Genomic DNA, 12,635 nt, shown 5'->3' on the forward strand with positions numbered 1-12,635 from the left:
ACGTCATTCTGAGCAGAGCGAAGAATCTCGCATGAAAATATCGGCCGGTAATCGTTAGACGTCAGCACGCGAGATTCTTCGCTCTGCTCAGAATGACGTTCCCCACTAATCACTAATCACTCACCACTAACCTCTAATCACTATTCCCGCATCACGTAGCCCATGCCCACTACGGTATGGATGAGCTTGGGTGAGAAGCCCTTGTCGAGCTTGCGGCGCAGGTGGCTGATGTACACGTCGATGACGTTGGTGTTGGTATCGAAATCGAGCTCCCATACTTTCTCGGTGATATCGACCCGCGAGATGATGCGGCCACGGTTGAGGAGCAGGTATTCGAGCAGGGTGTACTCGCGGGCCGTGAGCTCGATGCGCTGGCCGGCCCGCATCACCGATTTACGCTCCAGGTTCAGCTCCAGATCGGCCAGGCGCAGAGTGCGGGCCACGGCCGAGCGGCCGGCCTGGCGCTTGGTGAGGGCGCGGGCCCGCAGCAGCAGCTCCTGAAACTTAAAGGGCTTGGCCAAATAGTCGTCGGCGCCGGCCTCGAAGCCGCGCACCTTGTCGTCGAGGCTGTCGAGGGCCGTCAGGAACAGCACCGGCACGTCGGGGTTTTCCAGCCGAATCAGCCGGCACAGCTCGAAGCCGTTGTAGTGGGGCAGGTTCACGTCGAGGATAACGAGGTCGTACGCGTGCTGGCGAAAAAACGACAGGCCCAGCTGGCCGTCGTAGGCCACATCCAGCTCGTAGCCTTCGCCCCGAAAGCCTTTTTCAACAAACGACGCGAGCTTGGGCTCGTCCTCCACCAACAGTACTTTCATAAACCAGCAGCTAAGAAAAGGCAAACCTACGGCAAACCCGGCGGCTGGCCGAGGCGCAGCGGCGGTTTGCGAGCGGCCGGCGGCGGCTACGCGCATTTTTCGCAATTTGCTCCCATGCTTCTCCCCTCTTTTCTGCCGCCGGTCCTGGTTCCGGAACTTGGCACCAGTCGCCTGCTATTACGCGCTTTTCGGGCCGAAGATTTGCCCGGCTTTACGGCCCTGCACCAAAACCCCGATTTCTACCGCCACCTGGGTGGCCAGCCGCTTTCCGAAGAAGATACCTGGCGGCGCATCCTGACGCAACTCGGGCATTGGGCCTTGTTGGGCTACGGCTACTGGGCCCTGGAAGAGCGGGCTACCGGCCGCTTCTGCGGGGCCGTGGGCCTGGCCGAGTACCAGCGGGGCCTCACACCTTCCATCGATGGCCTGCCCGAAGCCGGCTGGGTGCTCGACCCGCGCCTGCACGGGCAGGGCTACGCCGCCGAGGCCGTAACTGCCGCCCTCGCCTGGGCCGATGCCCACCTGGCCGCCCCGCGCACTGTCTGCATCATCGACCCCGAAAATGGACCCTCGCTCCGGCTGGCCGCCCGTTTCGGCTACCGCGAAATTGCCCGCCCCACCTACCACCATAAGCCGATTGTGCTGCTGGAGCGACGGGCGGGCGAATAAGCGAGTACGGCTTACACCAAAACAGTCGGTCATCCTGAGCGAAGCTCAGGATGACCGACTGTTTTGGTGTATTTCTACTTCCCTACCGGATGAAATCCGGGCGGATCAGGTTTTCGAAGGTGAAGATTTCGTCCCACTTTTCCTGGCTGAGCAGGCCGCGCTCGGTTACGGCAATGTCGTGAACGGATTTGCCGGTTCGCAGGGCCTCCTTGGCAATATCGGCCGAGGCCTCGTAGCCGAGCACCGGGTTGAGCTGCGTGACGATGCCCACGCTGCCATACACGAGGTCGGCGGCGTGCTGGCGGTTGGCCGTAATGCCTACCACGCACTTTTCGCGCAGCGTGCGGCAGGCGTTGGTCATGTAGCTAATGCTGGTAAACAGCGCGAAGCTGATTACCGGCTCCATCACGTTAAGCTGCAGCTGGCCCGCCTCGGCGGCCATAGTCACGGTCAGGTCGGCCCCGATAACGTAGAAAGCCGTCTGGTTTACCACTTCCGGAATCACGGGGTTCACCTTGCCGGGCATGATGCTGGAGCCGGGCTGCAGGGCGGGCAGGTTGATTTCGTTGATGCCGCAGCGCGGGCCCGAGGACAGCAGGCGCAAATCGTTGCAGATTTTGGAAAGCTTGACGGCCGTGCGCTTGAGCACGCCCGAGAGCTGCACGTAGGCGCCCGTATCGTAGGTGGCCTCGAACAGGTCGCCGGCCAGCACTAGGTCCAGCTCCGCAATGGTGCTCAGGTGGCGCGTTACCAGCTCGGCGTAGCCGTGGGGGGCATTTACGCCGGTGCCGATGGCCGTGGCCCCCATGTTGATTTCGCTGATCAGCAGGCGGCTGTCGGCAATGCGGGCGAGCTCCTCGCGCAGGTTGGTGGCAAAAGCCCGGAACTCGTCGCCCATGCTCATGGGCACGGCGTCCTGGAGCTGGGTGCGGCCCATTTTCAGCACGTCGCGGAACTCGTCGCCCTTGGCGGCGAAGGCCTCAGCCAGCTCGCCCAGCCCCTCGCTGTAGCTCACCAGCTTGTGGCTGAGGGCAATGCGGAAGGCCGTGGGGTAGGCGTCGTTGGTGCTTTGCGAGCAGTTGACGTGGTTGTTGGGGTGGCAGAACTGGTACTCGCCCTTCTGGTGGCCCATGATTTCGAGCGCCACGTTGGCAATTACCTCGTTGGCGTTCATGTTCACCGACGTACCCGCGCCGCCCTGAATCATGTCGGTCGGAAACTGGTCGTTGAACTCGCCGGCCGCTACCCGGTCGCAGGCCGCGGCAATGGCCTTAGCAATGCCCTCCGGCAGCACGCCCAACTCGTGGTTGGCCAGGGCGGCGGCCTTTTTCACGTAGGCCAGGGCCCGCACAAACAGCGGCTCCGAGCTCAGCGGAATACCCGTAATGGCGAAGTTTTCGAGGGCCCGCAGCGTCTGAATGCCGTAATAGGCCTGGTTCGGAATCTCGCGCTCACCTAAAAAATCGTGTTCGAGGCGGAAATCAGCAGTTGTCATAAGCAGTAGGTAGCGGATGGGTGGGGGAAATGGAACGCGAAGGTAAGCCGCCCAACCGAAGCAGTGCCCCACCAAAGCCGGCCTGGTTCCGGCGGGGCACTATTTCGCAACTGCCTAGAAGTTGTAAGCCAGGCCGCCGGTTACGGCCGTCGATTTGCCCACGTTGCGGCCCGCCACGTAGGTGCTGCCGCCTACCACCAGCCCAAAGCCCTGCGCCAGCGGCCGGAAGGCACTCCCCCCTACCCGGATGAAGTTGACGCGGGTAGCCGGGAAAAAGCCGTCGAAACCCGGCTGCAGAATATCGGTGCCGGGGCCCGAGCGCTGCACCGTGGCCCAGCCATCGACGTAGATGGAGGGGCCGGCGTAGCCCGTTTTCAGCTCGGCCAGAAACGCGTTGGGCACCCGGCCCGAACGCAGGCTGTAGCCCGCCTGCCCGGTTACGAACACGCCCGAAGCCGTTTGCAGGTGCGCAATGCCCGATGTGGAGGCCTTGGTGGCGCGGTTGCCGATGGCAATAATGTATTCCAGCCCCTGCTCGCTCTTGTAGTTGCTGGCCGGCGTGCTCAGGCTCACGGCACCCAGCAGATTCAGCACGCTGCTGCCCAGCACCGTGGAGTAGGCCTTGAACTTGAGCAGCCCGGTTACATCCTGCAGGCCCTGGCGCACATTGGTGTAGCCCAAATCGTTGATTACCTGCTCGCCGGCGTGGCCCTCGGAGCGCACGAAGGGCAGGCTCACGACGGCCTCAATTTTATCGGTAAGACCATAGTTGGCAAACACGTTGACCGACTGAATATGGATCCGCTCGAAAATGGGTACGCGGTCGACTTTTTCGGGCACCAGGTATACCTGCTGGTACCACTCCTGGGTGGTGGAAATAGACGCCGAGCCATGTTTGCGGCCCGACATGAAGCCGTTGCTCAGACTCTGAGCCGAAGCATGCAGGCCGCTCAGCAGCAAAACAGCCACGATGGGCGAGAAGTAGCGTTGGTTCATCGAAAAAAGGGCGTTAAGCAAGAAAGAAAATTAAAGGCGTTTAACCGGAATAACACAATTCCCGAATCGGGAGCAAAAGTAGTTCACACAATCGTTTCCGAGCGCCGACCTACGGAAAATAATCGGGCTACGGTTTGCATGCTGGCTAAATCCGAAGAACTTTTGTTCTCGTTAATACGCCCCGACTTTGGGAACGAACGCCAAAGTATCTTACTTTTGTCCTGCAAGAAATATGAAAAACTTCTCCGCACGCTGTTTTCCACTCCTGAGCGCCGCTACTTTGCTGCTGGCTGGCTGCTCCGAAAAACAGGATATCACCCCCTCAATTGCAGCCATTGCCGTGAACACGGCCGAGTTCCAGATTCTGGAAGACGCCGCGGTACGGGGTGGCGTTGTGCCGTTGCTGTCGAATAAAAATCCTAACGACCCCAGCGGTAACTTCACGGTTTTCGCGCCCAACAACGCCGCCTTCGCCCGGCTGGGTCTCACTTCGGCGGCCGACCTGAACGGTCTGCAGAAAGGCTTCCTGACCAATACACTCTATTACCACGTGGCCAGTGGCAACTTGCCGGGCTCCGGGCTCACGGCCGGCAGCGCCTCTACCTCGGCCCTCAAAGTTGACCGCCGCATTGTGGTGCGAACCGATGGCACGCGCTACGTAAATGGCTCGCGCCTCGTGGCCACCGACGTAGCCGCCGCCAACGGCACTATTCACGTCATCGACAAAGTGCTGCTGGCTACCGGACTCGATATTGTGGAGTCGGCCATGGCCCTGAGCCAGGCCAAGGTGTTTGTAAAGCCGGAGCTGACGTTTCTGGTAGAAGCTGTGCTATATGCTGAACTGGACAAGGCCCTGTCGGCCTCGCCGGGCAGCCCGCAACTCACCGTTTTTGCCCCTACCGATCAGGCGTTCCGCGAGCTGGGCACTTTGCTGGGCGTGCCGCTGGTTGTGCCGGCCGATATCCGTAAGCTGCCCAAGGCCACCGTGCAGGCCGTGCTGCTTAACCATGTAGTAGCCGGCAGCCGCTTCACGCCCGAGCTGCCCGAAAATGCCGCCGTGCCCACGCTGGGAGGCGGCAGCCTGCGGCTGGGGCCTTTCGCGGCCGGCACCCTCACGGTGCAGGGCGCGGGCAACGCCGCCCCGGTCGGCATGGCCATCCCGGATGTGCAGTGCGTGAACGGGATAGTACACGTGATTGACCGCGTACTCCTGCCCTAACACCACCGGCTGACGATACACTGGCGGCCGGCCCTAGCTCAACTGTAGATTCAATACCTTGCGGACCCCAGGCGTTTGTATGGCTTCAACTTTATGACTGCTCCCTTCCCCTTCTGCCGTTTTCGGCGCGTGCTGTTCTACTCGAAGCTACTGGTGCTGGCCTTGCTGGCGGGGCTGCCCTCGGCGTGGGCGCAGGGCCCGGGCAAGTATTCGCTCGAAGGGGAGTGGAAGGGGCCGCTGGCCGTGCCGGGCGGCAGCCTCCCGATTCAGCTTATTGTTACGGAACTGGCCAGCGGCAACCGCTTTGCGGTGCTGAACGTGGTGCCCCAGCGCATCAACCGCATTCCGACTACGGTGGAGCAGCGGGGCGATACCGTGGTATTTATAGCGGAGCAGGTGGGCTGCCGGTTTAAGGGCGTGCGCACCGCCGAGGGCAACCGCCTGACGGGCGTCTGGAGCCAGCCCGGCTTTCGGGCGGCTCTCACCCTGGAATTTGTGCCGCCCCCCGTTGCCGCCGCACCGAAAACGTTTAAGTTTCCGCCCCCCTACCGGGTGCAGGAGGTGAAATTCGCCAACGAAACCGATAAAATAGTTTTTGCTGGTACCCTGACCATTCCGGCCGGCGAGGGGCCTTTCCCGGCCGTGGCGCTGCTTTCCGACTGGGGTTCGCAGGACCAGGATGGTCGCTACGGCGACTACAAGCTACTGGGGGGCCTCGCCGATTACCTGACCCGCCGCGGTATTGCCGTGCTCCGCTTCCCCGACCGGGGCGTGGGCCAAACCGGGAGCCGCAACGAGCTGGCAAGCCCCGAGGACCGGACCCGCGACGCCCAGGCCGCCCTGCAGTTTATGCGCACTCAGCCCCTGCTCGATGGGGCGAACCTGGGGCTGCTGGGCCACGGCGAAGGTGGCAATGTGGCGCTGCTCGCCGCTAGCCGAACCCTGCCCCCGGCATTTGTAGTGGCCCTGGCCGCGGCCGGCCAGTCGGGCCTGGAGGTGCTCAGTACCCAGCCGGCTATAGGCTGGCCCGCCGCGCTTTCCGATTCGCTGCTGAGCCGCACGGCGCACGAGCGGGCCGCCACGCAAGCCGCCGGCCAGGCCCGGGTGGAGAAGATGCGCAGTAGCGGTGCCAACGCCGCCCAGGTACAAGTGCAGCAGGAGCAGGTGTTTCTGCGGCAGCGGGCCGACGACCGGAAGCGTCTCGACGCCCTAGCCCGGGAGCAGCGGCCACTCCTGGATATCGTGCGCCTCACCCCCGACGATGCCACCGCCCGCGGCCTGCTTTTTAAGGGCCTGCGGGAACAACGGCCCAACCAGCCCGACTCGACCTACGCCGCGGTGGCCGACCGCCTCACTACCCCCTGGGCACGGTCGTACCTGCGTTTCTACCCCCAGCAGGAGTTGGCCACCGTGCAGTGCCCGGTGCTGCTGCTACACGGCTCCGACGATTTACTGCTTAACCCCGATACCAATCTCAGCCTGCTGATGAAGGGTATGAAGGGCAATAAATTAGCAGAAAGCCGGCAGCTAAGTGGCGTCAACCACCTGTTTCAGGGCCCCGCCAGCGAGTGGCCGCTCATCGACGGCCGGCAGTCTCCGGCCGTATCGACGGTAGCCCTGGATGCCATCCGCATCTGGATTCAGGCCCTGGCCCCACCGGCGAAGTAGCTGAAAGTACGCTAGTGAAATAGTGAGTTAGTGAGCTTGCTGCTTGGTCGGTCCTGATTGCGCCACCTGCTCCACTTGTGCCGACAGGCCCCCCAGGTATCAGACGCCCATTTCACTAGCGCCCCTTTACCTATCTTGCCGGCTCCGATCCGTTGGTTTGGGACGACTGGATACGTATTGTGATGACTACTTACGCTCCTGGCCTGCATATTCTGGCCACATTTACGGCGCCGGTGCCGGCCCTGCGGGATATGGACGCCTGCCAGGCGTTTTTCGACGCGCAAATTGCCGCGCAGGGCCTGACGGCAGTGGGCGCGGCCTACCACGCCTTCGAGGCCGGCGGCTTCACGGCCGTTGTGGCCCTCACCGAGTCGCACCTGAGCATTCATACCTGGCCCGAGCACGGCCTGGCTACCTTCGATGTGTTTTTGAGCAATTTCCGGCGCGACAATGCCGACCGGGCCCAGGCGCTGTACACGGCCACCCTGGCCTTTTTCGGGGCCACTGAGCAGCATAAAACCGAGGTGCGCCGATGAGCCAGCCCGTTACTGCCTTCGCCCCGGCCGCCGTGCGCTGCCCCCACTGCGGCCACGAGGTGCGCTACTACGATGCCCGGCAGAGCACCTTTTTCGGCTGCCCCGAGTGCCATACGTTTTTCACGCACAATGAAATACGCGCCCTCCAGAAAATACGCCGCTTCAAGGAGTACCCGAATCACATCCGGCCGCTGGCGCTGGGCAGCACGGGCCGGCTGGCGGGCGAAACCTACCGCGTTACGGGCTACCAGTGGCGCTGCGAAGCCAAAAGCCCCGACTACCGCTGGGAGGAATTTCAGTTGCGCCACGAAACCACCGGGGCCAGCCGGCAGCTGGCCGTGTTTGAGGGCCACTGGCTGCTAATTGAGCCCACCGACGAAGAGTTCAAACCCAATAAAGAGCAATCCATTCCTACCCTTAAGCAGCAATTCGAGCTCTACAACCGTTACAAGCCCCGGGTGCTGTACGCCGAGGGCGAGTTCGATTGGAACGTACTGGCCGACGAAAGCCTGACTATCTCGGAGTACATTGCCCCGCCGCAGATGCTGGTGCGCGAACGGAACAAGTACGACGAATGGTACCGGGCCCGGCACCTGGAGCCCGCCGAGGTAGCCGCGGCGTTCGGGCTGGAGCCTGGCCAACTGCCCTACCGCCAGGGGGTGGGAGCCGCCCAGCCAGCCCCGGGCGGGGCGGCCTGGCCCCTGCTGAGCACCGTGGCGCTGCTGATGGCCCTGCTGGTGGTGCTCACCCACGTTTTTCTGATGAAGTGGGGCAACGAAACCGTGTTCAACCAGGAATTCGTGAGTTTCGCTCCTCCGCCAACTACCCCGGGAGCCGCCGCGCCCGAGCGGCCGATGCTGGTGTCGCCCTCGTTTGCGGTGCCCGGTACCGGCGCGCTCACCGTAGACTTGCAGGCCGGCGTAGACAACAGCTGGGTGGAGATTCCTTACGCGCTGGTGAACGAGCAAACCGGCCAGCAGTTCGCGGCCACCACCAACCTGGAGCACTACTCGGGCGTGGAAGACGGGGAGAGCTGGCAGGAGGGCGACCGGGAGGCCAACACGCTGCTTAACCAGGTGCCGGCCGGCCAGTACCACCTCAACTTCTACCCGCTTGCCGACCCAGGCAAGGCCGAGCAAGTCCAGTTCCGGGCCACCGTGCGGGCGCGGGCCACGGCCGGCTCCAACGCCTTCCTGGCGTTACTGCTGCTGTTGCTGTACCCTGGCTATAGCTACCTTCGCCGGTCTTCGCACGAACACACCCGCTGGCAAAATTCCGACTTCGGCCCCTGACAAACTGCCCTTTTCTCCGCCGCATGGACTGGTTTCGCTCCCTCTGGAAAATCCGCTTTTACGCCCTGTTTGCCTTGCTGGTATACAGTGGCTTCGTGTGGGCCGGCCTCTCGGGCCGGCGCCTGCTCGGCGACGACAACGAGGCCGAGCCCAACCGCAACGGCACCGCCCGCACCGGCAGCTCCCGCGGCCGGGTAATGTACTTTCATAAGTGACGTGCAGTTCTGGCTCCTTACTCCTGGCTTCTAACTTCTCCGAAATGGAATACCTCAACTTCAAGCTCATCATCGCGTCGGTGCTGTACTCGGTGATAGGCATTAGTATTCTGATGCTCAGCTTTTTTGTTATCGATAAACTCACGCCGGGCATGCTCTGGAAGGAGATTATCGAGGAGCACAACATGGCCCTGGCCATTATGGCAGCGGCCTTTATGATTGCCGTGTCCCTGATTATCAGTTCGGCCATTCATGGATAAAGCACCCGTGCGGCGGGTGCGGCGGACGGCCTCCGGGCCTTCATCTGCGGCTACTACCCTCCCTGCTGCCCCGCCCGACTACCGCCCGGCGCTGCTGCTGGGCTCGGTGTTCGTGATTGCCACCTGCGGGCTGATTTACGAGCTGATTGCCGGCACCCTGGCCTCCTACCTGCTCGGCGACTCGGTGATGCAGTTCTCCACCATCATCGGGGCCTACCTGTTCTCGATGGGCATCGGCTCGTGGCTGTCGCGCTACCTAGGCGGCTCGCTGCTGCGCTGGTTTATTCAGCTCGAAATTCTGGTGGGGCTGGTGGGTGGTTTTTCGGCCCCGCTGCTGTTTCTGCTGTTCGAGCACGTTAGCTCCTTCCGCCTGATTTTGTATGGGCTGGTGGGCCTCACGGGCATTCTGGTGGGGTTGGAGATTCCGCTGCTGATGCGGATTCTGGAAAACCGCTTCGAGTTCAAGGACCTAGTGTCGCGGGTGTTCACCTTCGATTATATCGGGGCGCTGCTGGCGTCGCTGGTGTTTCCGCTGGTGCTGGTGCCGCAGCTGGGGCTCATCCGCACCTCACTGCTGTGCGGGGCCCTAAACGTAGTGGTGGCCGGGGTGGCGCTGTACCGCTTTCCCGAAACCCGGCCCTTCCGGCGCACCTTGGGCGGGGCGCTGGTGGCCTCGCTGCTGGCCCTGACCGTGGCCTTTGGCTACGCCGAACGGCTGCAGGCCTACACCGAAGGGCTGGCGTTTCAGGACCAGGTGATTTACACCAAAACCACGCCCTACCAGCGGCTGGTGCTCACCAAAAATCAGCGCGAGCTTCGCCTGTTTCTCAACGGCAACCTGCAGTTCAGCTCGGCCGACGAGTACCGCTACCACGAGGCCCTGGTGCACCCGGCCATGCAGGCGCTGCCCCAGGCCCGCCGGGTGCTGGTGCTGGGCGGCGGCGACGGCCTGGCAGTGCGCGAGCTGCTCAAATATCCTCAGCTGCAGCACATCGACCTCGTAGACCTCGATGCGGGCATGACCCACCTGTTTCAGCACAACCAGATGTTGCTCGAACTCAACCAGCGCGCCCTGCTCAACCCCAAAGTGCGCGTAACCAACGCCGATGCCTACCAGTGGGTGCGCCAGGATACCAGCCGCTACGACTGCATCATCGTCGATTTTCCCGACCCGGGCAACTACTCCATTGGCAAGCTGTACTCGGTGGCCTTTTACCGGGCCCTGGAGCAGCGGCTGGCCCCCGGCGGCTGGGCGGTGGTGCAAAGCACCTCGCCCTACGTGGCCCGCCGCTCGTTCTGGTGCGTGGCGCACACGCTGGAAGCCGCCGGTTTCACCACCCTGCCCTACCATGCCTACGTACCTTCGTTCGGCGAATGGGGCTTCATCCTAGCGGGCCGCAACCGTCACTGGCGCCCCGATGCCGGCCCTTTGCCCCCCGGCCTGCGCTACGTTACGCCCGCCACCATCCGCGACATGCGCTTCTTCCCCCCTGATATGAACGAAGTGCCCACCGACGTCAACCAGCTCAACAACCAGGCCTTGGTCCGGTATTTCGAGGAGGATTGGGGGCCGTATGCGCATTAGGGTGTTGGGGAGAACTGATAACAGAACGGGGGCATGCTGAGCAAAGGCGGAGCCGTAGTCGAACCATCTCTACTGCAATACTAACTCTGCTATTTGGTTACCATTGCAGTAGAGATACTTCGACTACGGCTGCGCCTTTGCTCAGCATGACCCCGTTCTGTTAATCGTTCTACCAAATCCTTGAGCCACTACCCCACCCCATGCCCTCCTCCCGCCGTCATTTTCTGCAACGTGCGGCCCTGGGAGGCGCGGGGCTGCTGCTGGCCCCGCTGGCGGGCCTGCATTCCTGCGCGCCGGGTTCCAGCCGCAGCCATATTCGCGGGAGTATGCACGGGGCCAACCACACCACCGGCCACCTGCTACGCGACCCGGCCCAGCTACCTGCCCCCACTCGCACCGAGGTGGTAGACGTGCTGATTGTGGGCGGTGGGGTGGCCGGCCTGACGGCCCGCCGGGAGCTGGAGCGCCAGGGGCTGCGGCCCGAACAGGTGCTGCTGGTGGAGCTGGACGAGCAGCCCGGCGGCAACTCCCGGGCCGGCCGCAACGCCGTGTCGGCCTACCCCTGGGGCGCCCACTACCTGCCCGTGCCCGACCCACGCAACCACGAGCTGCTGGCGTTTCTGCGCGAAGCGGGCGTACTTACCGGCACCGATGCGGCTTCGGGCCTGCCTGTCTACAACGAGTATTACCTCTGCCACGACCCCGAGGAACGCCTTTTTCTGCAGGGCCACTGGCAGAACGGGCTGGTTCCCGAGCTGGGCGTGCCAGCGGCCGAAAAAGCCCAGATAGCCCGTTTCTTTACGCTGATTGACGAACTGCGTCAGACCGTGGGCTCCGATGGGCGCGACGCCTTCCGGATTCCGGTGGAGGAATCTTCCCGCGACGAGCAGTTCCGCCACCTCGACAGCCAGCCGTTTGCCAATTGGCTCGACGAGCAGGGCTTCACCAGCCCGCACCTGCGCTGGTACCTCGACTACAGCTGCCGCGACGACTACGGGGCCACTGCCGCCCAGGTATCGGCCTGGGCGGGGCTGCACTACTTTGCCGGCCGCAAGGGCCGCGCCCACAACGCCAACGGCGCCGACGTGCTGACCTGGCCCGCGGGCAACGGCTTTCTGGTGGAGCAGCTACGCCAGCAGGCCCACTCCGCCATCCGGACCGATACGGTGGCCTTCGCCCTGCATCAAACGCCCACCGGCCTGGCCGTAGACTGCTACGACGTGGCGGCTCGCCAGACCATTCGCGTAACGGCCCGGCAGGTAATTATGGCCACGCCGCTCTTTATAACCGAGCGGCTATTGGCCGGGCTGCCCGCCGCCGCCCGCCGCCCGTTGCCCGTTCATCGCGCGCCCTGGGTGGTCGTCAACCTCACCGTGGAAGGCCTGCCGCAAGGCCCCGGCCAGCCCCTGAGCTGGGACAATGTACTCTACGGCACCGATTCGGTGGGCTACGTGGATGCCGGCCATCAGGGCTTGAGCCTGACCGATGCCGGCCCGCGGGTGGTTACCTGGTACCGGCCACTATCGGCCGTCAGCCCGGACGCTGCCCGGCGGCAGGCCTACCAAACCAGCTACGACGACTGGGTGCGCCAGGCCCTGGCCGAGCTGGAAACCGCCCACCCGGGCCTCACAACCCAGGTTTTGCGCGCCGATGTATGGGTGTGGGGCCACGGCATGGTGGCGCCCACGCCCGGTTTTGTGTGGGGCGCGGCCCGTGCCGCCGCCGCCCAGCCCTGGCAAAACCAGCTCTTCTTCGCCCATACCGACCTGAGCGGCATCTCCATTTTTGAGGAAGGGTTTTACCAGGGCCAACGGGCGGCGCGGCAGGTACTGGCGGCCAGGGGCGCAGGTGTTTCGTGAGCTGTGCCGTTGGCCTTGTAGTGCGT

At 63.5% G+C, this 12,635-nt stretch carries 12 protein-coding genes; 9 read left to right on the plus strand and 3 right to left on the minus strand.

Annotation, left to right across the window (positions count from 1 at the left end; all coding sequences use genetic code 11):
• Window positions 1-140: 140 nt before the first annotated feature.
• Window positions 141-815, minus strand: coding sequence for a response regulator (locus tag BLW21_RS08815; RefSeq protein ID WP_092739099.1), 675 nt, complete (start codon window positions 813-815; stop codon window positions 141-143).
• 114 nt (window positions 816-929) lie between these two features.
• Between BLW21_RS08815 and BLW21_RS08820 the strand changes: the two genes are divergently transcribed.
• Window positions 930-1,484 carry a GNAT family N-acetyltransferase gene (locus tag BLW21_RS08820; protein ID WP_092739101.1) on the plus strand — a complete coding sequence of 185 codons (555 nt, stop codon included), beginning with the start codon at window positions 930-932 and terminating at the stop codon, window positions 1,482-1,484.
• An 82-nt stretch (window positions 1,485-1,566) separates the two neighbouring features.
• On the opposite strand, the gene aspA is transcribed toward BLW21_RS08820, so the two are convergent.
• Together aspA and BLW21_RS08830 are read right to left on the minus strand one after the other, a co-directional pair.
• Window positions 1,567-2,979 (minus strand): aspartate ammonia-lyase, encoded by a 1,413-nt coding sequence (aspA, locus tag BLW21_RS08825; protein WP_092739103.1) that lies wholly within the window; start codon window positions 2,977-2,979, stop codon window positions 1,567-1,569.
• 114 nt (window positions 2,980-3,093) lie between these two features.
• A complete protein-coding gene (locus BLW21_RS08830) occupies window positions 3,094-3,996 on the minus strand; it encodes a hypothetical protein (RefSeq protein WP_139255138.1) in 903 nt (300 codons plus the stop codon).
• 211 nt (window positions 3,997-4,207) lie between these two features.
• Between BLW21_RS08830 and BLW21_RS08835 the strand changes: the two genes are divergently transcribed.
• The 8 genes from BLW21_RS08835 to BLW21_RS08870 all read left to right on the plus strand — a co-directional run bounded on the left by BLW21_RS08835 (window position 4,208) and on the right by BLW21_RS08870 (window position 12,609).
• Window positions 4,208-5,194: a fasciclin domain-containing protein gene (locus BLW21_RS08835; protein ID WP_092739107.1), complete on the plus strand. Its 987-nt coding sequence runs from the start codon at window positions 4,208-4,210 to the stop codon at window positions 5,192-5,194.
• A gap of 93 nt (window positions 5,195-5,287) precedes the next feature.
• Window positions 5,288-6,862 carry a serine aminopeptidase domain-containing protein gene (locus tag BLW21_RS08840; RefSeq protein ID WP_139255139.1) on the plus strand — a complete coding sequence of 525 codons (1,575 nt, stop codon included), beginning with the start codon at window positions 5,288-5,290 and terminating at the stop codon, window positions 6,860-6,862.
• 182 nt (window positions 6,863-7,044) lie between these two features.
• A complete protein-coding gene (locus BLW21_RS08845) occupies window positions 7,045-7,398 on the plus strand; it encodes an S-adenosylmethionine decarboxylase family protein (RefSeq protein WP_092739530.1) in 354 nt (117 codons plus the stop codon).
• Window positions 7,395-8,690 carry a DUF4178 domain-containing protein gene (locus BLW21_RS08850; protein ID WP_092739111.1) on the plus strand — a complete coding sequence of 432 codons (1,296 nt, stop codon included), beginning with the start codon at window positions 7,395-7,397 and terminating at the stop codon, window positions 8,688-8,690. Before BLW21_RS08845 ends, BLW21_RS08850 begins: the two co-directional genes overlap by 4 nt.
• A 23-nt stretch (window positions 8,691-8,713) precedes the next feature.
• Window positions 8,714-8,905 (plus strand): hypothetical protein, encoded by a 192-nt coding sequence (locus tag BLW21_RS08855; RefSeq protein ID WP_092739113.1) that lies wholly within the window; start codon window positions 8,714-8,716, stop codon window positions 8,903-8,905.
• Between the two features lie 44 nt (window positions 8,906-8,949).
• The gene (locus tag BLW21_RS08860; protein WP_092739115.1) at window positions 8,950-9,165 is read left to right on the plus strand and encodes a DUF350 domain-containing protein; all 216 of its coding nucleotides are present in this window, start codon (window positions 8,950-8,952) and stop codon (window positions 9,163-9,165) included.
• The gene (locus BLW21_RS08865; protein ID WP_092739117.1) at window positions 9,158-10,750 is read left to right on the plus strand and encodes a polyamine aminopropyltransferase; all 1,593 of its coding nucleotides are present in this window, start codon (window positions 9,158-9,160) and stop codon (window positions 10,748-10,750) included. The genes BLW21_RS08860 and BLW21_RS08865 overlap by 8 nt, the downstream gene beginning before the upstream one ends.
• 200 nt (window positions 10,751-10,950) lie before the next feature.
• Complete coding sequence (locus BLW21_RS08870) at window positions 10,951-12,609, plus strand: NAD(P)-binding protein (RefSeq protein WP_092739119.1); 1,659 nt, start codon at window positions 10,951-10,953, stop codon at window positions 12,607-12,609.
• Window positions 12,610-12,635 lie beyond the last annotated feature (26 nt).

Origin of the sequence: Hymenobacter psychrophilus, from assembly GCF_900107135.1 — a bacterium.
GTDB classification, from domain to species: domain Bacteria; phylum Bacteroidota; class Bacteroidia; order Cytophagales; family Hymenobacteraceae; genus Hymenobacter; species Hymenobacter psychrophilus.